Genomic DNA, 25,595 nt, shown 5'->3' on the forward strand with positions numbered 1-25,595 from the left:
AGGGGATGCCAAGGTAACGGTCGCCGAAACCGGTGTCTATGGCAATGCAGGTGAGGCATTCGCTCATCGCCCCGCAGCGGAAACCTTCCGACTCAAGGCTCCCGGAGAGGTGAAGTTCTACACCTATAGCGCCAGTCCCGAGAACGATTGCGGTGGAGTCTCTCTCAACGTGACTCGCATCGGCAGCTAGGGCCAGCGGGTTCGCTTGTATCCGATTCATTGATGTAAATCCATGATGAACCCATAGCAATTCCTGCTGCTGGTAGGGGGGTACGGCGTGCCCTCCTATCGCTATAGCAGTAGCCATCTCGGGCGCGGGCACAAGTGACCGTAGGCTTCAGGAGGCAGAGGAGGCAAGGGAGGCAAGGGGGGAAAGACCACGGGTTAATTACAGAATTGTCCGGTATTGTCCGCGCCCGCCCTGACAGTTGCTATAGCAGTCTCCAGGTTCGTTAGGACAATCAGTGCGAGCATCTTGCTCGCGTTGTCAATGAGCAAAATAACTCGGTGTCCTAACCATGGTGGCGACTGCTATATAAACCCGATCTCAGATCCGGGTAATTAACCATAATCTACAAATCCCACGAGTCACTTTCTCCCCCTGTTCCCTCCGCTCCCCCCGCTCGCATCCACCGGAATATGCGGTTATTCAACCGGATTTGATATGACGCATCTATGTCACACCCTTGATGTCTCGTGCAAAGTCGATGACTGACTTGATAGCCGTTCGAGGTTTGTCGGCGATCGCCCTTGGCGAAAAGCGAGTCCGGGACAGTGAAACGCAAAGCACAGACAGAGCAAGGCTTCAAAGTCTTTCGATCGGGCACTCAGGTGGGAAAGACCAATAAACTCGTGAAATGTCAATAGAACCTAATGATAAAGGTGAATTTATTGGATTGGGCGCTCGAAAAAAAACGAGCTCGTGAATCCAATCTAGACCCAAAAGAAACGGTCAATACCGTGCAAGCAGCAAATCTAGCGATCGCCATCCTCATCATTTTAGGCTTATCGTTTATCGGGATTCGTTGTTGGAGCCAAAAGGATGTTTCCCTATCTGTTTTGACGGGAATCCATCACATGACACTGTTCTCTCCAACCGCCACCTCGCTTTCCGATGGTTGGATCGCCCCCAACAAGGCAACCTGGCTCGAAATCCTCGACTTGAAACGACTACCCATCGACCTGCAACAAACCTTAGCCCGGTTACTGCTCTTACCGCTCGGCGCACTCATCACCGCAGTCTGCAGAAACATCATTGGCTTCACGACGTTTGGCACTTTTGTACCGCCACTTCTGGCCTTGGCTTTAGTCTTAACGAATTGGAAAATCGGCTCGATTTTAATCTTGACTATCTTGCTGCTGGGTATTGGCATTCGCACCTCGATCGATCCACTCAAGTTGCTGATGATTCCACGGCTGGGAACAGTCCTCACCGTTGCGGTTTTGTTCCTCGTCTTTAGCATTTCTGCTGTCAATTATTTTGACCCCAATACCAGCCAACAAATGGTGTTACTCCCGGTTGTCATCCTGACTGGGCTGATCGAGCGATTATTTATTACCCTTGAAGAACAGGGCACGACCCACACCATGCAAAGATTGGTGGGGACTATCTTGGTTGGGTGCAGTTGCTATGCGCTCCTGAGTTCCAGAGAATTGGGAGAATGGGTGTTAAGCTATCCCGAAGTCCATTGTTGGACTCTAGCGGGGATGGTTGGGATCGGACGTTATTCTGGCTACCGAGTCTCAGAACTCTTTCGCTTTGGCGACCTAACCGAGTCGATGGCATCGCCTCCGGGTTCCATCTCCTTCCCGGTGCAACCGATCTCAACGGCATCAAAACTTCAGACTCATTCCCCAATCTTCTCAAAAGAAGCTCAAACCCAAAAACTCCCAAACCCGGAAATTGAGAACATTTTAGAGAAAGCAGTAGAGAAACCGATCGCCACCGGAATCGATGGGAGTGGCAATCTTGCCCCCCCAAACTCGAGAAACGCTCCCAAACCCTTGTCGTTCATTTGGCCCGATCGACTCAAAAAGTTAGGAATTGTGGGTATCAACCGCCGCAATGCAGACTATGTTTTGCCCCACAATCCCCGCAAAGACTACCCGATTGTCGATAACAAAGTTCTGACCAAACAAATTTGCCTCCAACAGGACATTCCAGTTCCCGAAACCTACGCAGTTATCAAACATTTTGGTGACATCCAACGGTTGCCCGAATTGCTAGCGGGACGAACGGACTTTGCCATCAAACCCGCTCGCGGATCGGGGGGTCGCGGTATTCTCGTCATTGCCCGAAAGACCGATGGCATATTTGAAAAGCCCGATGGGACAAAAATTACTCCCACTCAAATGCGATATCACTTGTCTGGGATTCTCTCCGGTTTGCATTCCCTCGGCGGTGAGTCGGATGAGGTGATTATCGAGCAACGCATTGCCCAACCCGAAGCGTTTGAAGCCATCTCCGTGGGTGGCACGCCAGATATTCGGGTCATTTTGTTTAAAGGGGTTCCGGTGATGGCAATGACTCGGTTACCAACCCAAGCATCGGGAGGTCGGGCGAATTTGCACCAAGGGGCGATCGCCACTGGCATCGACTTACTTTCGGGCAAAACCTCCGGTGGGGTTTGCCAAAATCGAACGGTCTGGGTTCATCCGGATACCGGTCATTCCTTGGAGGGATTCCAGATTCCCCATTGGGACACCATTTTGGCGAGAAGCATTAGGCTGGGAAACAGTTTGAATCTCGACTACATCGGGGTGGACTTAGTGGTAGATGCCAATCTCGGTCCCGTGGTACTCGATGTGAATGCCCGTCCGGGTTTGGCGATACAAGTGGCGAACCGTTGCGGTTTGCAGCGACGACTGGAATTTATCGCAGCCCAACCGCCACAGATGCTGGTGCCGGAACGCTGTCTGGAGTTGATTCCCCATCTAAGCCAGTTGATGTGAGTCGATCGCTGGGATTGGGTTGAGTGCCGAAAATATCGCGGCGATATTTTTCGACTAAACTCTGAAACTGCATCGCCGGAGGACCTGAATGCAATCGATCGGGCCAGCTAAACACCATCAGTGCCAGAACGTTCCGATGCTCGCCCAATGACAAGTTGAAGCGACCGGTGGTAGAAGGAATCATATGGTGATTCCAGTCAAAGACCTCGATGAGGGATTGTTTCATGCGATCGACCACAGCATTTTCTCGATCGTTGGCGAGCAAGAAACAGATGGCAACTTCCGCCAGGACATCCGGTTTGGTATCGCGGACGATCCGATCTTGATTTTGCTCGAACCAACGGAAAATCCACTCAAATTCATGGCGATCGATATTGTGCTGGTAGTAGCCACTGGCCGCAATGACGATGTGCGTCAAGCCGTAAGCTTTGGCTTGGTATTCCTTGGGAGTTAGCATTGCATCTCGACGATCGTCGAAAGTGCGACGGAAGGCTTCGATATAGTCTTGCTCGAGATCGGCAATCCCCAAATCCCGTAGGTAGTACACATCATTAGCAAGCTGTGCGGAATAGATCTTAATGGCTTCTTCATCTAATAAAAAGCTGCGAAAATCCACCTCTTTGAGGGCTGCAATCTCGCCATCGACGTTCTCGACATAGGGGGGTTTCAGGAGACCTAATTCTTGCAATTTGTTCAGGTTGTACAGCCGCCGCAAATAGAACGCCATGTCGCCCGATTTAGCTAAGAGGGCTTTGCGCGATCGCGATCGTCGAGAGCGTTTACTGTAATGGCTGAGGATCGTTTGGGTTCGCTGCCGTATTGCCTCGCGATCGTCGAGTGCCACCCCATCGGAGTTGAGGCGATTGGCACTGAGGAGGGCTTCGGTAAAAATCGGTTGGAGATAGCGACTTTCACCCGTGAGACGGAATAAGCGAAGTGCGTAATGCTTTTGCTTATTCCGAGAAAGTGTTTGCAGTTGACTCTCGTAGTGCTGCCGAATCATGGGGGCGATCTCGATGCTAGAGGACTTCGCCCAGGCAGGGGTTGATGGGATTGCCCACCAAACTAGAAACAAGACGAGGAGAACCAAAATTTTGGCACTGGGCAATTTTAGCTTGGATTTTTCCATTAGACATCTGGTGGAGAAAAGGGGAAAGGATAAAGGGGAAGGGGGAAAGGGGGAATCAATATCAAGTTCGGTTAAAAACTTTATAGCCGTCGCCACTGCAGTTAGGACAACACCAGAGAATTGTGCAATCTTGCTGATGTCTCTCCCCCCTGCTCCCGATGCCCCTGAAGCTCACCTCAATCCCAATTGTCAGCATTTAACCGAACTCGATATTAGGCTAGCCAAATCGATCGGATTCGGACCCTGACATCTCACCCCAAAGCCAAACGCGATCGCCCCATTTCCTCAATAACATCCCGTAATTGACTCGATGCTTCATCCCGACCGTTTTCGGCAAAATGGCGGGCGGCGAGTTGTAAGTCTTGCAGGGCAGCCGGTCGGTTCCCGAGTTGATAGTAGATGAGGCCGCGATTGGCACGAGCCTGGGCGGAGTTGGGATCGAGACGCAACACTTGGGTTAAATCTTCTACGGCACGATCGAGGTCTCCCAAGCGATGGTGGGTGCAGGCTCGGTTGTAGTAAGCTCGGGCATTCTCAACATCCAAAGCGATCGCCCGATCGAAATTTGTCACGGCTGCCGGTGGACTGTCGATACCCAAATACGCCAAACCCCGATCGATATAAATTTGTGCCTGCTGCGTTGCTTCCAGAGGCGATTCCAGTACGATGGCGCGATCGTAATCCTCGATCGCTCCTCGATAGTCGTGCAGTTCGTACCGACTTAACCCGCGATTGTAATAGGCGCGCGCGTCATCGGGGTTGAGTTCGAGAACCCGCTCGGTATCGGCGATCGCGTCTGGATATCGACCGGTGCGATAGCGGGCTAAACCCCGATTGAGATAGGCTTCCCGATTGCCCGGATCGAGTTCGATGGCTTGAGTGCAATCGGCCAGAGCTTGCGGGTATTCCCCTCGGTAGATATAAACTAAGCAGCGATCGCTGTAGGCTGCCGCCAGGGTGGGATCGAGTTCGATGGCGCGGGTAAAATCTTCGATTGCCTGGGGGTAGTCTCCACTTTGAACGGCGATCGCTCCCCGTTGCAACCAGTCCGATCCAGTGCCGCGATGGGGAAAAATCTCACTCGCCCCAACCCAAAGCGTCCAGAGCAAAACAACCGATGCCGCGATCGCGATCGAACTTGAGAAAACCGAGTAACGACGAATCATATCAGGCAAGTGGGAAAACGTTGAGTTTGAGTTATCGCAGTTATAGCGCAACGTTTGGGTCGATCGACCATCTCGCAAGATGGTCTTTAGATTCTCGGACGAAGTGGGAATATGGGGCGATCTGCGATCGAAAGTGCATAAGTTCCCCCGAGCCAGAAGTATGTATAAGTGTCAGAGTGAAGTGGTTTGTGAGTACCATCAAACTCTTCCTTCTCTTGATGCTGCTTGGATGACGAATCCCCCATTATTTGTGGGGATTTTTTTTGAATGGTTAACCGCTCGTGAGTTGGCGACATTTTGCATCTTGAAGAGGTCTCAATTTGGGCGATCGCCGATTCTAATATATCTCGGCTGAGATTCAATGCGTTTCAACCAAGACTCGATCGCCTGAAATTGGCTTAAGTCAAATCCGCCTTCACCCGCAACGTGAGTGTAGGCATAAAGTCCAATATCGGCGATGGTATATCGTTCTCCCACGAGGAAAGACCGAGACATTAAGTGCTGGTTGAGAACATTTAATGCCTCATCTCCCAATTTTCTTTTTTGCTGGAGAGGTTCTCGATACTTCTCTTCTTCACCGAGTATTGCGATCCAATAACGAGATGTTGCAATATTCGGTTCGTGACTGTATTGCTCGAAAAATAGCCATTGCATGACGAGGGATTGCTCGATCGCATTTTGAGGAAAATACTCGGTGCCTTGACTCAGATAAAATAAAATTGCATTCGATTCCGCTAAAAATCGATCGGGTGCAATTTCTAAAACAGGAATTCGACCGTTAGGATTTTTGGCTAAAAATTCTGGAGAGCGTGTTTTTTTAGCTAAGATATCGATCTCGATTCGAGTGTACGGAATCTGCAGTTGGTTGAGCAGAAGCCGAACTTTATATCCATTGCCCGAGGGTAGGAAATCGTACAGTCGATACATTGTTTTACAGGTTGAGCACTCGAGAGAAACATGTTTTCCCGATCCCATCGCCCATCACCATAGCCAGTGGTTACTCCACCACATCGATGCGCGATAAGTAGGGGTCGCTACAGGGGCACAACCCCGATTGGATGGGGATACCCGGCACAGGAGAACCCCCGCTCCAATTAAACTGCCAAATAAGCGCGACTACAAGAGAAGTCCGGGAGCTTGAGAGCCACGCGGTTTTAACCCATGGATGAAAAGCGCGAACTCGGCGGTGTCGGTTTCCGTCCCGTCGAAGTTCGTAAGAAGCGACACGGGGGGTTTTAACCCTCTCTAAGTAGGTAAGCACTGAAAAGCTATGTTATGTTGCAATTTGTAAAATAACTCCTATTTCTCTTGGAGAGAGGAGTTGGGGCTATTTACATTTAGTTACATAGATAAAGATTTTAACGCCCACCTACTTATCTCCGAGACGGAACGATTACTATCACAAGTCAAGAACCTACGCTGGATGTTCCAGCGTAGGATGTAGGGAGATTGGAAAAGAGGTCGAACCCAATGCTGATTTACGAAGCAAAACTCAAAGGCAAACCCGAGCAATATGAAGCTCTCGATGGAGCGATTCGCACGGGTTTGTTCGTTCGTAATTCGTGCATCCGGTACTGGATGGACAACAAAGGCATTGGTAAATACGACTTTAGCAAGTACTGCAAAGTCTTAGCCGACAATCCTGAATTCCCTTGGGCGCGTCAGTTAAGCGCCATGGCACGTCAGGCACACGCCGAACGTGCATGGTCTGCCATCTCCCGATTTTTCGATAATTGCAAAAAAGGTAAGCCTGGTAAAAAGGGGTTCCCGAAGTTCAAGAAGAATCAGCGACGGGGTTCGGTCGAGTACAAAACCAACGGGTGGAAGCTCAGCGACGATCGCAAGTACATCACGTTTACTGATGGCTTCAAGGCTGGGCGATTCAAACTTCTCGGCTCTCGTGACTTGGGGTACTACAACCCCAAAAAGGACATCAAACGGGTGCGAGTGGTACGTCGAGCTGATGGCTACTACGCCCAATTCTGTATCAAATGCGACCGCAGACAGGACGTAGAACCGACCAGACGTGCCATCGGGTTAGACGTGGGACTCAAAGAGTTCTATACCGATTCCAATGGTGATGCAGTTTCCAATCCTCGCAACTACCGCAAGTCCGAAAAGCGTTTAAAAAGACTGCAACGCCAAGCTTCCCGCAAGCAGAAGGGGAGTCACAATCGACGGAAGGCTTGCATGAAAGTTGGACGGCAACACCTCAAGATTCAAAGGCAGCGTAAAGACGAAGTCTTCGCAGCTCTCGGAGCTTGCATCCGAGAGAACGAAGACCACGCCGTAAAATTGGCGCGGTGCGTAATCCTATCTAACGATTTGGTCGCCTACGTAGACGCAAAGCGGCGCGCTGAAGGCAGATTTAGCCATCCGCAATTTAGTCAAGAACCGCAAACTTGCCAAGTCCATCAATGACGCTGGCTGGTATCAGTTCCGGGTGTGGCTCGAATACTTTGCCCAGGTGTTTGGGAAAGTTACCGTAGCCGTTCCACCTGCATACACCAGTCAAGATTGCTCTGGATGCGGTAAGCGGGTGAAGAAGTCGCTTTCAACTCGCACTCATGTTTGCGGATGTGGCTGTGTTCTCGATCGAGATGAGAACGCAGCCCGGAACATCCTCGTCAAGGGATTGCGTACCGTGGGGCACACGGGATCTAAAGCTTGGGGAGACTTAGACCTCTGTTCGGTATCAGAGATGATATTGAGTAAGTCCGGGTCAATGAACCAAGAATCCCCGTCTCTTTAGATCGGGGAGTGTCAATTATCCAAATAAGCGTTCAGGGCTTCGCTGGCTAAATCGATCATCGGTTTGCCCTGACTCTCCGAGGCCGCTTTGAGTTTGGCGTATACCTCATCGTAAATCCGAATCCGATGGCGTTCTTGGCGCTTCGCCTTCTTCGGTTTCAACGCCGAACCCGGTTCGTAGGCGGCACTGAATTGGCGCAGGGCATCAAATCCCACCCGATCGCAGAAATCCCCGAAGCTTTCCGGTTCTGGCTTTAGTTTGCGGTCCTGTTTGAAATAGGCAAACAGCGGTTCGAGGGCGGTTTCGATATCTTCTTCTTTCAGCTTCTCGAAAAACGGTCGAGACAGACGGGTTTGATGGGGAGACGCCCCCAGCCACACTTGATAGGCCCCGGCGGCTTGTCCGACAAAGCCCAATTCCGCTAAATAGGGACGGGCGCAACCGTTGGGGCATCCCGTCATCCGCACCACGAAATGTTCGTCTTTGAGTCCCATTTGGGTGAGTAAAGCCCGCAGGCGATCGAGAATCGAAGGAATCGCCCGTTCCGACTCGGTAATCGCCAACCCGCAAGTGGGCATCGCCGGACAAGCCATGGCGTACCGTTCGAGGGGATCGATTTCCGTTTCCCCTTTGATGCCGCAATCTTTGAGAATTTGTTGAATCTTGGCTTTATCCCCCGCTTCGATATCGTAGAGGAGGATATTCTGGCTGGCGGTGACCCGCATCGGTAGTTGAAACGTCTCGACGATTTGCCGCAGGGCCGTTTTCAACTTGAAAGAACCGTCATCGTAGACGCGACCGTTTTGCACGGAAAGACCCACAAACCACTTGCCATCTCCCTGTTCGTGCCAACCGAGGTAGTCTTCGTACTTGAATGGCGGTAGGGGTTTGAAAGCTTCGAGGGGTTTGCCGAAATACCCTTGCACCACCTGGCGGAACTTATCCACCCCCCAATCGTGGATCAGGTATTTCATCCGGGCGTGGCGGCGATTGAATCGATCGCCGTAATCCCGCTGAGTGGCGACGATCGCTTTGAGCAAATCGTACACGTCGGCTTTATCGACGTAGCAAATTTCGTCGGCAATCCGGGCAAAGGTTTCTTCCTTGTTATGAGTGCGTCCCATGCCGCCGCCGGCAAAGACGTTAAACCCTTGCAACTCCCCAGATTCATCGGTCATCACCACCAAGGTGACATCCTGGGAGTACAAATCCACCGAGTTATCCCCCGGTACGGTGACGCAGCACTTGAACTTGCGGGGCATATAGCGATCGCCGTAAATGGGTTCTTCCCCTTCATGGACGATCGTGCCGTTGCCATTGCGATCGCGGGCGGCTTTGACGGCGGGGTCTTCTTCCCCGGAAATCGCCTTTTCTCCATCCACCCAAATTTCGTAGTACGCCCCGGTTTGGGGAGTGAGCAAATCGGCGACGTTATCGGCGTACGTCCAAGCCAAATCGTATTCCGGGCGATTTTTAAACGGGGCGGGGGGTGCCATCACGTTGCGGTTGAGATCGCCGCAAGCCCCCAACGTCGAACCCATGCTGCGAACGATCGCCCCCAGGGTCGCTTTCAGGTTCTTTTTGAGGATGCCGTGGAGTTGAAACGCTTGGCGGGTGGTGGCGCGCAGGTTGTGATAGCCGTATCGATCGCACAAGTCGTCGAGAGTCAAATACAGTTGCGGGGGAACGAAGCCGCCGGGGGTGCGCGTCCGCAGCATCATTCGATAGTCTTTTTCTTGCCCCTTGACGCGGTTATCTCGGTTATCCTGCTGGTAAGAACCGTGAAACTTAAGAATTTGAATCGCCGGTTCGCTAAAATGAGTCGTATCCTCAAGGAGTTCGGTTGCCAGAGGTTCCCGAAGGAAGTTACTGCGTTCTTTAATATCTTCTAACTTCGAGCGCTTTTGATCGGAGGAGGGTTTGGTTGCGGGTGTAGCCATGGAAACAGTGTTGTTGGTGTAAGGAATCGAATGCTTTGGCTCCCAGTGGTCAATCCAAATCGTGTCTGGGGTTGGATAATACCAACCCTCGATCCCCGGTAAGTCGATCGGGATTTTGGAGAATTTAGCCAAGCCTAATCCTATCACTCTTGATTGCGGCCCTCCCGATCGTGAAGCAATCCTTAACAATGGATAATTGACAATGAGTCATCTCAAGTCGGCATGAATACCCATAATATAGAGAAATGCATGTCAATGATATGATTCCCTCTGATTCCCCAGGGAATTGCCCTAGGTGTGATGATGCCGTAGTCGCTTAATTGTGGGGGTTTAACCCGACTTGATATCAGTGTTTGCAAGTAGATAGAACCCATTGTGGGATCTTTTCGAGTGGGTTCTATCTACTTTTTCGAGCTTAAGGGCGATGGGTCTAATGGAGCTTCATCGCGATACGCTCTATACCCCAGAAAGTATTGCAGATATGAGTTTTCTCGAATCTGTTCCACAGTTTCTCGATCGTGAGTCTCCGTGTTTTTCCCATCTCTAGCCATCGGCCATGGCAATTTTTGCGCGTTTTAGAAGCTGCTCGATTGAGGTGGGAAGGACTGTTGGTCAACCGTCCGGCCTCGTCCTCCTGTCAACTTCGACACCACCACAAAAGCTACTAAACCTATTAGGGGACTGATGAGGGTTGGAAATCCATCAAACGCGCTGGTAAAAATTGGGTTGGGGATATACAACAGCGTGTTATCGATTCCATAGGCTGTCGGCATCAGCGCAAAGAAGGTTAGCCGCGTCAGCGTTCCCAGGACGATACAAACTATCGCCCCTTGCCAAGTGGCTTTGGGCCAATACAGTCCTCCTGCTAAAGGCACGAGCAACCCGGCGAACCCCAAATCGAAAGCTAAGAGAAGCAGAACCCCCGTTTGAGGTACTCGCAAGGCAAAGAAAACCCCCAACACGGTGATGACAAAAGCCATAATGCGGGTAATCAATAACAGTCGATCTCCCCCTCCACGATGGTCATCGTGGCGAACTCCCAAGACATTGTGGGCGATAACCGAAGAAGTCCCCAAAATTGCTCCATCTGCGGTTGAGAGAGAGGCAGAAAGAATCGCAATGATGACTAAAAGACCCACTAGGGGAGGGACGATACCGTTGAGCAGTGCATACAGAATCGGTCCGTCGGGGGTGATTCCGGCTTGGGCGAGAAGTTTGGGGGCAGACAGAGCAATTAAAGAGAAGGGAATGCCGATAATTACCGTACCTAAAGAACCAATGAGACAGGCGCGTTGGGCCGTTTCTGGGCTTTCTGCTGCAAAGATTCTAGCCATAAAGTCAATCGCAACGATATCTCCCAATCCCAAGGCGAGAAGCGTTGCCCAGTTAATGGCAGCTCCAGCAGCGGGATCGGTGAGTTGTTCCAAGGCTAAGGGTCCAGTCTCGGCGGGAATTTCTAGTCCAAAGCTAAACGTAATAAACCCAATCAAGGCGAAAGAACCAATGAGGGCGATCGCAACTTGAATAGCGTCGGTATAGGCGACTGCAAATAGTCCTCCGCTCGCGGTGTAGATAAACACAATGATGGCCAGAAGCATGACCCCAGCGGTGTAACTGGTTCCTAAAAACGCTTGGAAAAGATATCCCCCAGCCACCAAATTTCCCGCCAGCAAGAAGGAAAAACTTAATACCATTAAGATCGATGCCACCAACTCAGTCTTGCGATTGTATTTCACGCGATAGAAATCGGGTAGGGTGATTAAACCCATGCGATTCATCGGTTTCGCAAAGAAAAGGGCTGAGAATAAGAGACACAGAGCTAAACCTAGGGGTAAGGATGCTCCCGCCCAAAAGCCAAATTCAGCGACTAAATCGGTATTGCCCAAAGTGGCGTTAGAATCTACCGATTGAGCCATGAGGGTCGAAGCGGCTAATGGTAACACTAATCCCCGTCCGGCTACGAGATAGTTTTCGCTATCTCCTTTAACTTGTTTAGCTGCCCACACCCCAATTCCTAGTGTGGCAAAGAGGAATAAGAGAATTCCCCAAAACAGAATTTTGTCTGACACAATGACTACTCCTCAGTCAGTTTTAAACGATGAACCTCGTTTCGAGCCATCCGGCTCCCGGCACAGACCTCGCATTGATGTAATCAAGATCGACACTCATCCACATGCGATCTATACCGTCAGGTGCTCGTTCTGGGACAAAGTCTGCGGCAGCATATAGACCTATTTCTGTAATATTGGTTACTATTGGGGCTCGGCGGGAAAATCACCAATCGTAGGGGTTAACAGCTATGGATCCCTACGATTGGTATATTATTAGTTAGCCGTACATTTTTTGCTAGGCATCGTTTTTGACTGGCGAACCATCAATCGCCCAACCCGCTTTAATTCTTGTGCTGAAAGGCTTTTCAATGTAACGGATGACACCCCATCTGCGTTATTCCCCCGAATCATAGAGGACATCTTGCAAAAAGGGTGCCAATTCTTTCGTGAGTTGTCCCGCGCGGACGAACTCGGCATAGGTATCGGCTTCGAGTGCGAGTAACTCTTCGCGCAGTTGTTGGTTGGCGAAGTCGCGCAAATCTGGGTAGCGATCGCGCAACTGGAGAATCTTGTCCTGAAACTCTTTGATTTCCCCTTTCACGAGGGCGGTTTGATAATCGAAAAACTCCCGATCGATTTCGGGATTTTGACCCAACTCTTGTAAGCGTTCGAGCACTCGTTCCAGGGCCGCTTGACGGGCGAGAGTTTCAATATATTCTTGCTTGCGGGACTGTTCGCCGAGTAAGCCCAAACCGTTGAGGAGGGTTTTGGTGGTTAACCCCTGAACTAACAGCGTAAACAGCACCACCCCGAAGACGATACTAATGACTTTATCCCGTTCCGGTAGAGCTGCGGGCACGCTCAACGCCAGGGCGATCGAAACCGAACCGCGCAAGCCGCCCCACCACAGTACCGTTTGTTCGGAGAGTTTAATTTCGGCTTGGTTAATCTGGGACTGGGCGATCCAATTACTCACGCCACCCAGGAGGTAAATTCCGATCGCCCGCGTGACGAGAACCGCCACAATCGCGATCGCCATCAAATCCAAATTTTCCAGCAGGGCTGAATACTCAACTCGATCGCCAATCAGCAAAAAGACGATCGAATTGACGAAAAAGGCGATAAACTCCCAAAACTCGCTGACGATAATTCGCGTCCGGGGGTTCATGCCGATACGAGAACCGAAGTTCCCCAAAATCAAACCCACTGTCACCACGGCGATTACCCCAGACCCTCCCAGATTTTCCGTCACCACGTAGGTTCCGTATGCCGAGACGAGGGTTAGGGATTGTTCCACGAGGGGCAAATCGAACCGTTGGGTGAGGTAGGAAATACCAAAACCGATTAATGCCCCCATGCCCACACCTACGCCGACGAAGATGCCAAACCGGGCGATGGTCATTTGCAAGGAAAAATCTTCCGTCCCCAGGGCCACACCGACGAGTAAGCTAAAGGCAACAACTGCCACCCCGTCATTGAGCAAACTTTCCCCTTCCATCAGGGTGGTGAGGCGCTTATCAACCCCCAGTTCTCGAAACAGGGCAATCACCGATACGGGATCCGTTGCCGCCAAACTTGCCCCCACGAGTAGGGCAATGGGTAAGGAGAGTTCGGTAAACTGCGCCAGTACCCAGCCAATCCCCAAAACCGAAATAATCACCCCGACGATGGCGTACAACCCGACGGGAATCCAGTCTTGTTTGAGTTTTTTCCAGTCGAGATTCCAACCGGCTTCAAACAACAGAGGAGGCAGAAAAATTTCCAGAATCAATCCCGGCGAGAGATCGACCAACCGCACGTCCTCAAACGCGAGAAAACCCCCGACGATAACTAACAGTAAGGTATAGGGGATTTCGCGCACCCAACTCAAAGTTCGAGAGAGGGTGGCAACGGTGAGGGATACTGAGAGAACCAGGAGGAATTTCTCCAGGTTTTGCTGAATCAGGGCTTCACCAGCCGCAGCTTCCAGGGACATAGGCTTTTATTTATGGGGTGTGGGGTGTAGGGTGTGGGGTGTAGGGAAAGATTGTTGCAACTGACCCATTGTCGAATGACACTGACATAAGCAAAACTCGGTGTCTGCAACCCTTGACGCTCCGTACTCGTAAAGTCGAAACTCACTCTAAATTCAGTGCCATTCACCCATTATCAATTGTCCGTTCATTCCAAAGCCTTCTTAAAACTGACGCAGGAAACGCAAGTCACTATTGTAGAGGCGGCGAATATCGTCGATTTTGTGCAAGACCATGGCAAAGCGTTCCACACCCAATCCGGCGGCAAATCCGGAATAGACTTCAGGATCGTAACCGACAGCTTTGAGGACGTTGGGATCGACCATACCGCACCCCATCACCTCCAACCATTTACCCTGCCACCGGACATCCACTTCTGCTGAGGGTTCGGTGAAAGGGAAGTAACTCGCCCGGAAGCGGATTTCCACCTCGCCGAAAATTTGCTTGAGGAATTCTTTGACGGTGCCTTTGAGGTCGGTAAAGGTCAGACCGCGATCGACCGCTAAAATTTCAATCTGGTGGAACGTGGCTGAATGGGTGGCATCGACGGTATCTCGCCGACAGCAGCGACCGGGGGCGATGATGCGAATGGGGGGTTCGTGCTGTTCCATGTAGCGAATTTGCACCGATGAGGTGTGGGTGCGCAGGAGGTTCCCGTCGGGGAGGTAGAAGGTGTCCTGCATATCTCGGGCGGGATGGTCGGGGGGCGTGTTGAGGGCCTCGAAATTATAGTAATCCGTTTCCATCTGCGGGCCGCTCGAAACGGTGTAGCCCAAACCGACGAAGATATCGATCACCCGATCGATAATTCCGTTGAGGGGATGAACCGAACCCTGGGGTCGTACTACTCCGGGCATGGTGACATCCAGGGTTTCCGCCGCCAGTTGAGCTTCGATTTGCGCCGCTTGCAAGTCGGATTTCTTTTGCTCTAAGTCTGCCTGGAAGGCTTGTTTGAGTTCGTTAGCTCGCGCGCCGATGCGAGGGCGATCGCTCGGGTCGAGTTTCCCCATACCACCGAGGATTTTGGAGAGTTGACCCTTCTTGCCCAAATAGCTGACTCGCAATTGCTCGAGTGCGTCGAGGGTGTCGGCGGCGGCGATCGCTTCTCGGGCCGTTTCACCCAGGTCTGCGAGTTGGGTTTCGAGATCGGTGAGGGTCGTAGTCATGGAACCGGAGACGGGAGGTATCGTTCAGACCTCATTTTAACGTCAAACTGGGTGTTCGCTCGGAAGATTTACCATGGGCGATCGACTCCGACGTTGGGCTTACAGATTTGCGATCGTACTGGTGCTGACAACTTTGAAAATCGATCGCATCTCTGACTCGACTCTCAACCCCGTCCCTTTCGCGATCGTTCCATCGAGACAGCCCGAGGACGCTCGTCCTCGGGCTAGATTCAGGTTTTGGTTTTGTGTGTTGAGGCAGGTTGCAATTAGACGCAAGCCTGATGGCATTTTGAATTTTTCAGTAGAGGGTTTAAGACTGGTTCGATCCTTTTCGGCGCGAGGTGAGCATAGAACCGAACACTAAGCCTAATCCCGCAACGGCTGCTGGTTCTGGAACGGCTTGGGTTGAGGTTTCCGTGGGATAGTCATAATCGACGGGAGTCGCAACGTTCACAAATGCTTCGCTACCACCATCGGCATAGTCCTGAACGTGGAACCCGACTCGAAACTCTGAGTCGGTCAATGCATTAATCAAATCATCAAAACTATAGTCATTGGCGATGTCGAAGACAACACCCAAGGTATCTCCGGGGTTGATACCCCACTGGGAAGCCGTTCTGTCTGGAGACACTTCATAGGCAGCATCAAAGCCACCAAAACTGCCATTACTGCCAGGAAGACGCCCAGGTCTATCTTGTTCGGAAAAGTTGACGCCGGCCCGATTCCCTTGACTGGCATCTCCAGGATCGCTGGTATCAATGAGATCGATTCCAGCTAGAAGAGATAAAGTATCCTCGAAGTAAATTTGAGTAATAGCTGAGGATTCAGTTCCAATGTTGGAAAATTCAAATAAGGCTTTACCCGAGTCTGACTCCGTGACATCCAATAACATTTGGTTTTCCCCAATGGCGGCATTTTCCGCATCGTTTCCAGTGATGTTATAAAAGCCGAACTGAACAGCTTGAGCCGATGTTGCCGTTAAAGCTGAGGATACAATTGCTAAACCGGTGGCTAGTACTGATGAAGAAACCAAGGTCGATACAACTTTTTTCATGTCAATCCAATTCTACTTATTTAAGTCCATTAAGCCTTGCTATGACCGAGTAAATATCTCGTTTTTTTTCGGAAATTCACAACGCTTTTAAATCCATCCTATGAATCAATAAATTGATTTGCCAAGTTTTATACTTTAATTTCATGAAATCTTTTCAAAAAGAAGAATCTCGTAAGTGCGACTCGGTAATATTTCCGAATTTAATTTGCGTCAATTCGAAAATATACTGAGAAGAATATAATCTTCAATCTTCTTATTGACTCCAAAAAAGAGTGACTTTCGATTCGGAGATCGCAAACTACAGAATTTGCTATCTTGATGTTTTTGTATCGCGGTTATCCCATGAGTGAGGTGTACCCAAAAATTAAGCGATGTAGGGTCACAAAGCCAATCGACCTTCTGCGGGAGACCTCATCCATCTGAGAAATAATCATAGTTCGGGTTTAATACTGGCACGCACCGGAAACTTGTGGGAGCATCCACGACTCAGACCTAATTAACCGAATTCTCAAATACTTTGTCAATTTTTTATATCGATCTCTAAAAATACAGATCGTTTTGATTGACATTATTTAATCGAGAAGTTTTAATAGGTATTGAGCAATTTATTGCTAATTTTATCGATCGTTCATCGTTTAAGTGCGTAACTTTAAAAGAACTTGATTGATGAGAGTATTTTTGAATTCTTAGGATTGAAGTATCGACAGATACCCATCACCCTAAGATAGATTCAATGAAACTCTCCAAACTAATTGCCAACAGTGTAATTCTTAGCTCAGCGGTTCTTTCTGCATCCATCGCCACGATCGCTCCCGCCTCTGCAAAAACCGCCGTTTACAATTGGGACAAAGGCATTGATTTACTCAATGATGGTGATGATACCAATGATGAACAGTGGTGGGGTTTAGACAACGGTGCGGATAATGGTGGTGTGATTCATGTCGATAATAGCCTTGGATACCACACATCGATTACGACATCCTTCGACGATGTCAATAATATTCTCACTTGGAATTCTGTCTTTCAAGAGAAAGGAGATGCCAAGCCCCAGGGTGGCTGGTTAGTGCTCACCGATGGTCCCAATCCCAAGGATATCGAGCAGGAGTACGCGATTTTCTACATGGACGGTGTCACCGGAACTTTGAGCGCTTACGCCTATAACGGACAGAATAACAGCGGTAGCTACAATACCAATGCATTCCTTGGCTCTTGGGACAATGCCGTCAACATTATCGATAACGGCACCGAACGCAGCCTGGGCTTCTCCGTTGATGTATCTTCCATCTTTGACGTGGATGCTATCAACGCCATGTCCGTTAATCAGACGCGCCAGGTTATGAATTATGAGACGAATGAGTATGAGGAAGTAGAGGTTGTGGACCTCGATGCTAACTGGAAAGGTACGGGCTTTGGCGAGGAATTAGGTGTTTGGTTCCACGCCACGGCGAATCCCAACGCGACGTACAACGATGATGGAACCCTCAGCCACTTTACCGGTTATGGCAGCTACTTCGATAGCGAGAATGCATCGCTGAAAGCCCAAATTTTATCCGAAGAAAAGGTGGCAGCGGTTCCCGAACCCGCGACCATGAGCTTGCTCAGCCTCAGCGCGATTGGCTTTGGTGCATCTGCCCTGAAGCGTCGTCAAGGCTAAAACTTTCTGGCTCGATCGCACAAAAGACCACTAAAAAGATAAGGTTTCGTGGAACTCTTCTGACACATTAAAACGAGAATTTCGATCGACACAGAAATTTAGTTGCGCGATCGGTCAACATACGAGAGCGACGTTTTTTGACACTCCCCCGTTTAAAATGCAGAGGGTTTTGGCTCGCTCTCTATTGAGATAAACGATAATGGCGAATTCTAGGATTCGCCATTTTTTTTTGGATTCATTTTTTGGATTCAAGATAGTACTCGACTATCTGCATTCACCCATTTGCGATCGGCAAGAATCAAGAATTTCGCGCTTTAATTGGTTCGATACGATCGCCCAAAAACATCCCGAGATGCTTGAGGTTCTGTTAAATCGGTCGATCGAGAGCGCGTTCTCCTCCCCAACGTTCGACAATGCGATCGTCGTATTCGTCTGCCGCTTCCAATACTGCTAAGACTGAGGCTTCTAGCTCTTCGGGGTCGCAAGTCGAACCGACGATCGTATGCTCGAAGAGAATATCGCCATTAGCATCGATAGAAAACGCTCCAAATCGCATCTCGGCATTTTGCCGCAGGAGAAGATTGAGCAATCCCGGTTCGAGGGACGCACCGGTAACGACGCGAGAACGAGCGTTGATGACAGTATCTTCGCAATCATCTCCCCAGGGATAGATGCGCACCTCCACCCAAGCCGACCCCCAGAATAAACCAAAACCCGGTTCGTCGAGTGTCTCCCAAGGATATTCCTCGAAAAGTTCCTCCATCCACTCGGTCACTTTGTTGTAGGTTTCTTGTTGAGCTGGCGTCAGAAATTTCATTTGGGTTGTGTGCATTTGGGGATCTATAGCGAACTCTCCCACTATTTTACGATGCCCGATCTCCATCCCAGAACCTCGCTCGAGGCTGAATTCACGTTTGATATACCCCGGATCGATCGCTCGCGCAATCCCTTAGGGTTTAAGAGAATGGAGGATGGGAACGATGCCAAATTTGGCACTTTGCATTTTTAACTTTTAATTTTTAATTTTTCATTCCTTACCCTCCCCCCACGATCGTCACAATTTCGAGGCGATCGCCGTTTTGAATCTGCGTGCTATCCCAAAATTGCCGGTGTAAAATTTCGCCGTTATACTCCACTGCCACCAACCGGGGATTGAGATTCATCTGTTTGAGTAAATCGGGCAAAATCGTTTGGGGGGGGCAAGTTTGCGGTTTGCCATTCACTTGAAGAGCGATTTCAGAAGACATATCGATCTCGAACATTTCTGTAAAATCCGCCTCGATATTAGCCTAGATACGCTTCGAGATCGCTGAATCACCGAAAACCTTTAATCGGATAAGCAACGATCGCCCACGCTGCACACCCCACACCCATTTGTGAAAGGTTAGAATCGCCTCGGATTTGTTAAGCTCCCAGATTTCGTGTTGTCAAGCCGCCAATCGTGACCCTCGACGGATACTCTGCCTTCCACGCCCGCGCCTCTTCTTCTTTCCCCCACACCCCACACCCCATACCCCACACCCTATTCCTCCTAATCTTCTGTTAGCTTTGGCTTCCCTCAAGCTGACCCATCGTATCGAGCCAAGCCAGTTGAGAGAGGAAATACTGAGTCACCAGCATCGGCTGTTCTGCTTGGACGATGGCGCGCACCACAGCAACTCGTTCCGCCCCGGCGGAAAAAACTGCATGAATGTTATTCATGTCGATACCGCCGATAGCAAACCAGGGAATGGGAGAGTTGGCAGCAGCGTGACGGACGTATTCCAATCCGGCTGGTGCTTTCCCGGCTTTGGTCGGCGTTTCGTACACCGGACCGACCCCAATATAATCGGCTCCTTCTTCGATCGCCCGTTTCATTTCCTCGGGGTTCGTGGTAGAACGACCGATAATCCGCGAAGACCCCAGTAACTGGCGAGCAAAGGCGATCGGCACATCCTGCTGACCCAGATGTACCCCATCGGCATCCACCGCCAATGCTAAGTCAACTCGATCGTTCATGATGAATAACGCCCGATACCGATGGCAGAGTTGGCGCAGTTTCGTCCCCATCTCGATGCGGGTCGCGTCGTCAGCATCTTTATCGCGGTACTGAACCAGAGTCAGTCCTCCTTGGAGGGCGTTTTCTACAATCCCGAGCAAATCATCCTCAGGAGAGGTCACCAAATACAACTGCGCCTGCTGTAGCTTCTGCTGGCGACCCTGGGCGAGCAATTGGCTATCGAGGTCGTACACTCGATAGCGCATCTGTTTGAAGGCTTCCCCCATCTTCGGGTGGTACAGTTTGCCGTATTCCTCCAACACCCGCAATGCTTCTTGAGTTCGGCAGAGATTGACTTGGAGAACTTGTTCGATACTCTGGCGTTCCCGTTCTTGGGGGTGCGTTAATGCCGTGCCCGGATCTCCTGGGGTATCTCGGGCTTCCCGGAGTTCGGTGGTATGCCAGCTGGCCAGGGCTTGGCGCAATTGCTTGCACTCATTGGTGAGCGGGGTGCTATCGAGTCCGAACCGACACCATTCTTCCACGATGCGCAATCCTTCGCGGGCGCGATCGAGATTGGCATCCAAAATTCGACAGACAGCCCGTGGGACAAATTGACGACCGTTGGTTGGCTCACCCATGACAAATCTCCACAAATCTCCTGACGTTGCGAATCTTAACACTTGGCGATCGCTTTTTCTGATAGCGTACTGGCATTCAAAAATTTGAGCGGCAATCGCGCGATCGACTCGTCAAAATTGTGCCATCATTAAGCACGAGATCGAACATTTTCCTGGGTGCATCGACAAAAAGCAGCGATCGAATTTCGAGATGAGTCCCTCAGGATTCAATCGAGACCCTAAAGCGCCATCGCCTCTGTGGGAATGGAAATAAATTTTGCTAGGTCAGCCCGACATGTTATCGCCAACGCGATCGCCCGAGGGTTTAAATCCTATCGCGTTGGCTCTAGCTCGGACGCGCAACCCTAACGGAGGGCTCGTCCTCTAGCCATCGGGCTGTGTGGTGTTTTAGGAGATCGGTCCGGGCCAGTTAAGAGGGGTCGAACCCAAAAAATAAAAGTCAGATGTGCACCAACACGATCCAAATTCACTGAGATCGGTGCCCTCACAGACACCTTGGGTTTCAAAGCTCAAAAGGAGGGGAGCCAAAAATTACCAATAGACTGCCCCCAAAACCCCGACACTCAAACCTTTTGAGATGGATAACAATATACAGCTATCGCGTTGGAAAAAAGCCGTGAGTTTTCCTGCCTCGAACTTCAAACAGATGTTTCAGACCGATGTTTTGCGTCCGAATTCCAAGGGGAAAAACTCACAGTTTCCCAGTGGATTAACCTTTTCGCTGTTGGCGAGTTTGGGATGGGGGGCGATCGCTCCCGGGATGTGGGCATCTCCAGCGATCGCCGCTCCCTCCCCTGAAGCATCCTCCTTCGTTTTCCAAACCAACAATCGCACAGCCACTGCCGTCTACGTCGATCCCGATTCTGGAGACGATCTTGATGGGAACGGCAGTATCGAAGCACCGTTTCGGACGATTTCTCACGCTTTAGAAGTCGTTGGAGATGAGGGAGAAGTGATTTTAGCACCGGGAAAATATCGCATCGAGACGGGAGAAACATTTCCCCTGCGCCTCCAAGGTAGAGTCACCGTTCGGGGCGATCGCAGCAACCGGGGGGATGATATCAAAATTTACGGCGGCGGATTTATCTTTGAGTCGGCGGCAGAACGTCGGAACGTCGCCGTTGTGGCAACCGGTAATGCCAGCCTGATCGGCGTGACGGTGACGAATCCCCACGATGGTGGCTACGGCGCCTGGATCGAATCCGGCAGTCCGAGAATCATCGGCAATCGGTTTCGCAAGAACCCCCAAGAGGGTATATCCATTCGCGGCAACAGCACGCCGTTAATTCAAGATAACGAGTTTCAAGATAACGGAACCCACGGCATCGCCATTGCTGGCAGCGCCCAACCGGACGTGCGAGACAATATTTTTAAGGAAACGGGATGGGGCATTTTCATCGCCCAAAATGCCGCACCTTTGGTGATTGGCAACCAAATTACCGAAAATGAAGATGGGGTGGTGGTTCAGCAAAACGGACAGCCAGTCCTGCGGGGGAATTTGATTGCCGATAACGATCGCTACGGATTGGTGGCAATGGCTCAATCGCGGGCGAATTTAGGGACGCCCGACGATCCGGGGGGCAATATGATTCGCGACAATGGAGAGGACGATCTGCACAACTCTTCCCGACAGGCGATGGTAGCCGCATTTGGTAACCAAGTCTCCCCCGAGAGAACCCGAGGAGATATCGATTTTGGCGCACTCGAAACCAGCGGATCTGAAGTCCGATATACCGAACTTGCCAGCGTTTCCGAGGCAAGCGCGGTGGGTTCGAGGGTCGAAACAAGGGTGGCAACCACGGGTGAGGCGATTCCTCTGACCCCCAATCGCTTAATTACCCTGGCAAACCCATCGGACTCAAAACGCACTCCCAGAGCTGAATTTGCACCGCCTGCCGCGCCTCCGTCTCCTGTAGCCCCCTCAGTGCGGCTCGATACGGCCAGTCCGGAGTTACCGCCTCCCAATCTCTCAGTTTCGAGGCGATCGAGTTCGAGCAAGCCACCCACGGCCCCCGAAAGCCCCCAATTTTTGCCCAACCTGTCTTCAAGTCCCCTCGCTTCGCGAGTGCCTCCGCCCCCCACCAACGATTTCAGTCGCAATTTCAGCAATGATTTCAACGGACCGCGATCGGTCAGCGAATTGGTTCCGGAACTCGGACCGCTACCGGTTCCCGATCCGAACGCACCCATTGGCAATGGCGGGGAGGTGTCGATTTTAGCCGTGCAGCCTCCCTCGAATTTCGCACCGGGAATGCCGCCACCACCGCCCCAAATTATCCCCCAATTTGTCGGCTCTCGGGGGGCAACGGGGAGCAATACTCCTTATCGAGTGGTGGTGGAGACAACGAGTACGCGCGATCGAGCCTTGGTGCGATCGATGATTCCCGAAGCCTTCGATACCAAAATCCGCAATCGAGATGTGATTCAAGTGGGTGCATTCCGAGAGCGCGCTCGGGCTTTGGTCTTACTTGAAGAGTTCCTCGATTTGGGATTGGATGCTCGTCTTGAGGAATTAGAGGAGGAATAATATCCAGCTTCACCGTGAAGCGATCGGGCAATCGCTTACAGCCTAAACATTTTGCATTTTTCATTTTTCATTCCGCGCAGCGGCACTAAGGGCGATAGGCTCTCAAAAACATATCCACCGCGCCGTTTGCTACCCGATCGATTTCCTCGGGGGTAAACGAATCTTGAATGTGAAACGTGCACTTGAGGAAAATATCGGCTTTACACAACTCCAAAAATTGTTGTGCCGCCAGTTCGAAATCGTCGATTTTTAAGTCCCCCCGTGCCACTGCTGCCGACAAAAACTGAGTCAGGTGGCGGGTTCCCAAATCCGGACCCGAATTGAAGAAGGTACGCGCCAGACAGGGAAAGCGCTGGGCTTCTCCCGTCGCCAATCGATAAATATTTTGCGCAAATGGGGAAATTAACAGCGCGATGAAGTGTTGTGCGATCTGACGCAGGGTGGCTTCGGTATCCTGAGTGGGATCTTCGATCTTGAAAATTCGATCGGCGTGTTGACTGCATTCAAGCTCCACAAACGCCCGAAACAGGGTTTGCTTATTGTTGAAATAATTGTACAGCGTCCCCTTGGAGACTCCCGCTCGCCGCACAATCTCGTCGGTACTCGTCCCTTCATAGCCGAGTTCGAGAAATGCCGTCCGAGCGCCTTCTAAGATTTGACGAGCTTTGGGATTCTCTATATCCACATCCACCATTACATCTGTTTTCATTCCCGTATACTAAACCGTTCGGTCATATTGACAAAGCCTTTGATTTAATGGTACCACGGAACGTGTATGACCGAACCGTTCGGTCTAAAAATAACTCGATCGGACTCCGATTACTCGCTCAAATACACCTTCTCCTCTATACCCTCCTCATGACTTCCAACATCCTTCCCCCTCAAAAATCGCGGCCGTTGACTCCCTCGCCGCCCCCAGAAAAACGTCGCCAGGGACGAGGTCGGTCTTGGAAACGCGGATTAATCGCGGGTTCGACGGGACTTCTATTACTTGGCGGAATTGCCGTCTTCCGACTGCAACAGGGGGCTTCCACTTCAACCCCCACGGCAACGGAAAGTGCTCGAATTTTGCCCGTGGATACCCTCCGGGCGGAGTTGGTCCAAGGCTACGAAGTCGAACGAACCTACACCGGAGAAATTGCCGCCTTGCGAGCCAGCGAACTGGGTTTCGAGCGTAGCGGTCAATTGGTTGAAGTCCTGGTGCGAGAAGGAGATTTGGTGTTTGCCGGACAACCCCTAGCGGTGTTGGATACGAGCAACCTAGAAACCCAGCGACAGCAGCAAGTCGCCGAAAGAGCTAGAGCCGAAGCCCAACTACGAGAATTGCAAGCGGGAGCCAGACAAGAAGATATTGCCAGCCAACAGGCCGTCTTAGACCAAGAAATTGCTAGGCTGCGAGAACTCGAAGCCGGGCCGCGCGTCGAAACCATCAATACCGCCCGCGCCGACCTGAAAAATGTGGAAGAACGGTTGCAACTGGCGCAACTGCAAGCCCAACGTCGGGAACGGCTTTACCGAGCGGGAGCCGTGTCGCGGGAGCAGTTCGACGAAGCTGCCACCACCGCCAGCGCTCTGCAAGCCGAATCGACGGCCGCGCGCGAACAACTCGAAGAATTGCGATCGGGAACCCGGATCGAACAAATCGACGCCCAAGCCGCACGGGTAGCAGCCGCCCGCAGCGACCTGCAAGAATTGCTTAACGGTACTCGCCCAGAGCAAATCGACGCTCAGGCCGCAGTGGTGCAGCAAATCGACGCCGGAATTGCCGATTTGGACGTCACGATCGCCAAAAGCACCCTCACCGCCCCCTTTGACGGCATCGTTGCCACCCGGCGCTTGGATGAAGGAACGGTGGTCAATTCCGGTCAGTCGGTCATGTATTTGATTGAAGATGTTGCTCCCGAAGCCCGAATCGGCATTCCCGCGGGCCAAGTCGAAAATCTCGAAGTCGGCAGCAGCCAACGGGTGAGAGTGGAATCAGAGGTCTACGACGCGACGATCTCCTCCATCTTGCCGGAAATCGATTCGGCCACTCGCACCCAAACCGTCGTTTTGAGACTCGATCGCGCCGCTATTTCCCGCGTCAATCCGGGGCAAACCGTGCGCTTGGACGCGATCGAAACAATTTCCGCCCCCGGCTATTGGCTACCCCCAGAAGCCCTCACTCAGGGGATTCGCGGACTGTGGACCTGCTACGTCCTGGTTCCCAAAGAAGACGCAACCGAGCCGGGAATTTATCAAGTCCAGCAGCAATCGGTGGAAATCGTTCATCAAGAAAGCGATCGCGTTTTAGTCCGGGGAACCCTGCAACCCGGCGATCGCATTGTCGCAGGCGGCATTCACCGCCTCGTTCCCGGCCAAGATGTGCGCCCAAGCGTAGGGGCAAAGCATTTGGGCGAATAATTCTCAGTCAAACGAAATCTTACATATCCAAATGCTTCGCCCTCTTCTTCGGAGATGAGGGACAAGGGGAGAAGGAGACAAGGAGACAAGGGGACAAGGGGACAAGGGGACAAGGGGATAAGGGAGAGAGTAAGTCTTTGACGTTCCTCACACCCTACACCCCACACCCT

At 51.3% G+C, this 25,595-nt stretch carries 18 protein-coding genes and 2 pseudogenes; 6 read left to right on the forward strand and 14 right to left on the reverse strand.

Annotated features, from left to right (window positions below):
- Both AC2215_RS05640 and AC2215_RS05645 read left to right on the forward strand, forming a co-directional pair.
- Positions 1 to 190, forward strand: a 190-nt coding sequence (locus tag AC2215_RS05640; protein ID WP_486808987.1) for a hypothetical protein, incomplete at its 5' end; no start/stop codon positions are given.
- A 770-nt stretch (positions 191 to 960) separates the two neighbouring features.
- Entirely contained in the window at positions 961 to 2,952 is a 1,992-nt protein-coding gene (locus tag AC2215_RS05645) for an alpha-L-glutamate ligase-like protein (protein ID WP_486808988.1), read from the forward strand.
- Here AC2215_RS05645 and AC2215_RS05650 read toward each other — a convergent pair.
- From AC2215_RS05650 to AC2215_RS05660, 3 genes are all read right to left on the reverse strand, one after another.
- Positions 2,873 to 4,081 carry a DUF3541 domain-containing protein gene (locus tag AC2215_RS05650; protein ID WP_486808989.1) on the reverse strand — a complete coding sequence of 403 codons (1,209 nt, stop codon included), beginning with the start codon at positions 4,079 to 4,081 and terminating at the stop codon, positions 2,873 to 2,875. The genes AC2215_RS05645 and AC2215_RS05650 overlap by 80 nt on opposite strands.
- 251 nt (positions 4,082 to 4,332) lie before the next feature.
- Positions 4,333 to 5,247, reverse strand: coding sequence for a tetratricopeptide repeat protein (locus AC2215_RS05655; RefSeq protein WP_486808990.1), 915 nt, complete (start codon positions 5,245 to 5,247; stop codon positions 4,333 to 4,335).
- Positions 5,248 to 5,562: 315 nt separating this feature from the next.
- Positions 5,563 to 6,174 carry a glutathione S-transferase family protein gene (locus AC2215_RS05660; RefSeq protein ID WP_486808991.1) on the reverse strand — a complete coding sequence of 204 codons (612 nt, stop codon included), beginning with the start codon at positions 6,172 to 6,174 and terminating at the stop codon, positions 5,563 to 5,565.
- A 543-nt stretch (positions 6,175 to 6,717) separates the two neighbouring features.
- On the opposite strand from AC2215_RS05660, the pseudogene AC2215_RS05665 reads away from it, so the two are divergent.
- Positions 6,718 to 7,999, forward strand: a pseudogene (locus AC2215_RS05665) (RNA-guided endonuclease InsQ/TnpB family protein).
- Positions 8,000 to 8,010: 11 nt separating this feature from the next.
- Here AC2215_RS05665 and sir read toward each other — a convergent pair.
- The 7 genes and pseudogenes from sir to AC2215_RS05700 all read right to left on the reverse strand — a co-directional run bounded on the left by sir (position 8,011) and on the right by AC2215_RS05700 (position 16,222).
- Positions 8,011 to 9,939 carry a sulfite reductase, ferredoxin dependent gene (gene sir / locus AC2215_RS05670; RefSeq protein WP_486808992.1) on the reverse strand — a complete coding sequence of 643 codons (1,929 nt, stop codon included), beginning with the start codon at positions 9,937 to 9,939 and terminating at the stop codon, positions 8,011 to 8,013.
- A gap of 416 nt (positions 9,940 to 10,355) precedes the next feature.
- Positions 10,356 to 10,457, reverse strand: a pseudogene (locus tag AC2215_RS05675) (hypothetical protein); the annotation flags it as partial.
- A 57-nt stretch (positions 10,458 to 10,514) separates the two neighbouring features.
- Complete coding sequence (locus tag AC2215_RS05680; RefSeq protein ID WP_486808993.1) at positions 10,515 to 12,008, reverse strand: high affinity choline transporter 1; 1,494 nt, start codon at positions 12,006 to 12,008, stop codon at positions 10,515 to 10,517.
- 376 nt (positions 12,009 to 12,384) lie between these two features.
- Positions 12,385 to 13,965, reverse strand: a complete 1,581-nt coding sequence (locus AC2215_RS05685) for a cation:proton antiporter (protein WP_486808994.1) — start codon at positions 13,963 to 13,965, stop codon at positions 12,385 to 12,387.
- A 201-nt stretch (positions 13,966 to 14,166) separates the two neighbouring features.
- Positions 14,167 to 15,168 carry a phenylalanine--tRNA ligase subunit alpha gene (gene pheS, locus AC2215_RS05690; protein ID WP_486808995.1) on the reverse strand — a complete coding sequence of 334 codons (1,002 nt, stop codon included), beginning with the start codon at positions 15,166 to 15,168 and terminating at the stop codon, positions 14,167 to 14,169.
- 99 nt (positions 15,169 to 15,267) lie between these two features.
- Entirely contained in the window at positions 15,268 to 15,456 is a 189-nt protein-coding gene (locus AC2215_RS05695) for a hypothetical protein (protein WP_486808996.1), read from the reverse strand.
- Positions 15,457 to 15,478: 22 nt separating this feature from the next.
- Positions 15,479 to 16,222, reverse strand: coding sequence for a PEP-CTERM sorting domain-containing protein (locus AC2215_RS05700; RefSeq protein ID WP_486808997.1), 744 nt, complete (start codon positions 16,220 to 16,222; stop codon positions 15,479 to 15,481).
- Positions 16,223 to 16,955: 733 nt separating this feature from the next.
- On the opposite strand from AC2215_RS05700, the gene AC2215_RS05705 reads away from it, so the two are divergent.
- The gene (locus tag AC2215_RS05705) at positions 16,956 to 17,876 is read left to right on the forward strand and encodes a PEP-CTERM sorting domain-containing protein (protein ID WP_486808998.1); all 921 of its coding nucleotides are present in this window, start codon (positions 16,956 to 16,958) and stop codon (positions 17,874 to 17,876) included.
- 367 nt (positions 17,877 to 18,243) lie between these two features.
- Here AC2215_RS05705 and AC2215_RS05710 read toward each other — a convergent pair whose 3' ends face one another.
- The 3 genes from AC2215_RS05710 to AC2215_RS05720 all read right to left on the reverse strand — a co-directional run bounded on the left by AC2215_RS05710 (position 18,244) and on the right by AC2215_RS05720 (position 20,495).
- Positions 18,244 to 18,693 (reverse strand): T3SS (YopN, CesT) and YbjN peptide-binding chaperone 1, encoded by a 450-nt coding sequence (locus AC2215_RS05710; protein ID WP_486808999.1) that lies wholly within the window; start codon positions 18,691 to 18,693, stop codon positions 18,244 to 18,246.
- Between the two features lie 217 nt (positions 18,694 to 18,910).
- Entirely contained in the window at positions 18,911 to 19,123 is a 213-nt protein-coding gene (gene thiS / locus AC2215_RS05715; protein ID WP_486809000.1) for a sulfur carrier protein ThiS, read from the reverse strand.
- A gap of 295 nt (positions 19,124 to 19,418) precedes the next feature.
- Complete coding sequence (locus tag AC2215_RS05720; RefSeq protein ID WP_486809001.1) at positions 19,419 to 20,495, reverse strand: thiamine phosphate synthase; 1,077 nt, start codon at positions 20,493 to 20,495, stop codon at positions 19,419 to 19,421.
- Between the two features lie 616 nt (positions 20,496 to 21,111).
- On the opposite strand from AC2215_RS05720, the gene AC2215_RS05725 reads away from it, so the two are divergent.
- The gene (locus tag AC2215_RS05725) at positions 21,112 to 23,022 is read left to right on the forward strand and encodes a right-handed parallel beta-helix repeat-containing protein (RefSeq protein ID WP_486809002.1); all 1,911 of its coding nucleotides are present in this window, start codon (positions 21,112 to 21,114) and stop codon (positions 23,020 to 23,022) included.
- Between the two features lie 85 nt (positions 23,023 to 23,107).
- On the opposite strand, the gene AC2215_RS05730 is transcribed toward AC2215_RS05725, so the two are convergent.
- Positions 23,108 to 23,731 carry a TetR/AcrR family transcriptional regulator C-terminal domain-containing protein gene (locus tag AC2215_RS05730; protein WP_486809003.1) on the reverse strand — a complete coding sequence of 208 codons (624 nt, stop codon included), beginning with the start codon at positions 23,729 to 23,731 and terminating at the stop codon, positions 23,108 to 23,110.
- A 149-nt stretch (positions 23,732 to 23,880) separates the two neighbouring features.
- Between AC2215_RS05730 and AC2215_RS05735 the strand changes: the two genes are divergently transcribed.
- Positions 23,881 to 25,425, forward strand: coding sequence for an efflux RND transporter periplasmic adaptor subunit (locus tag AC2215_RS05735; RefSeq protein WP_486809004.1), 1,545 nt, complete (start codon positions 23,881 to 23,883; stop codon positions 25,423 to 25,425).
- Positions 25,426 to 25,595: the final 170 nt, after the last annotated feature.

The sequence above is a fragment of the Zarconia sp. genome, assembly GCF_057467645.1.

Coding starts and splice junctions, on each gene's coding strand:
- AC2215_RS05730 (WP_486809003.1), bottom strand. CDS start 23,731: ATGAAAACAGATGTAATGGTGGATGTGGATATAGAGAATCCCAAAGCT.
- sir (WP_486808992.1), bottom strand. CDS start 9,939: ATGGCTACACCCGCAACCAAACCCTCCTCCGATCAAAAGCGCTCGAAG.
- AC2215_RS05735 (WP_486809004.1), top strand. CDS start 23,881: ATGACTTCCAACATCCTTCCCCCTCAAAAATCGCGGCCGTTGACTCCC.
- AC2215_RS05655 (WP_486808990.1), bottom strand. CDS start 5,247: ATGATTCGTCGTTACTCGGTTTTCTCAAGTTCGATCGCGATCGCGGCA.
- AC2215_RS05705 (WP_486808998.1), top strand. CDS start 16,956: ATGAAACTCTCCAAACTAATTGCCAACAGTGTAATTCTTAGCTCAGCG.
- AC2215_RS05685 (WP_486808994.1), bottom strand. CDS start 13,965: ATGTCCCTGGAAGCTGCGGCTGGTGAAGCCCTGATTCAGCAAAACCTG.
- AC2215_RS05720 (WP_486809001.1), bottom strand. CDS start 20,495: ATGGGTGAGCCAACCAACGGTCGTCAATTTGTCCCACGGGCTGTCTGT.
- AC2215_RS05700 (WP_486808997.1), bottom strand. CDS start 16,222: ATGAAAAAAGTTGTATCGACCTTGGTTTCTTCATCAGTACTAGCCACC.
- AC2215_RS05710 (WP_486808999.1), bottom strand. CDS start 18,693: ATGAAATTTCTGACGCCAGCTCAACAAGAAACCTACAACAAAGTGACC.
- thiS (WP_486809000.1), bottom strand. CDS start 19,123: ATGTCTTCTGAAATCGCTCTTCAAGTGAATGGCAAACCGCAAACTTGC.
- pheS (WP_486808995.1), bottom strand. CDS start 15,168: ATGACTACGACCCTCACCGATCTCGAAACCCAACTCGCAGACCTGGGT.
- AC2215_RS05650 (WP_486808989.1), bottom strand. CDS start 4,081: ATGGAAAAATCCAAGCTAAAATTGCCCAGTGCCAAAATTTTGGTTCTC.
- AC2215_RS05660 (WP_486808991.1), bottom strand. CDS start 6,174: ATGTATCGACTGTACGATTTCCTACCCTCGGGCAATGGATATAAAGTT.
- AC2215_RS05695 (WP_486808996.1), bottom strand. CDS start 15,456: ATGCCATCAGGCTTGCGTCTAATTGCAACCTGCCTCAACACACAAAAC.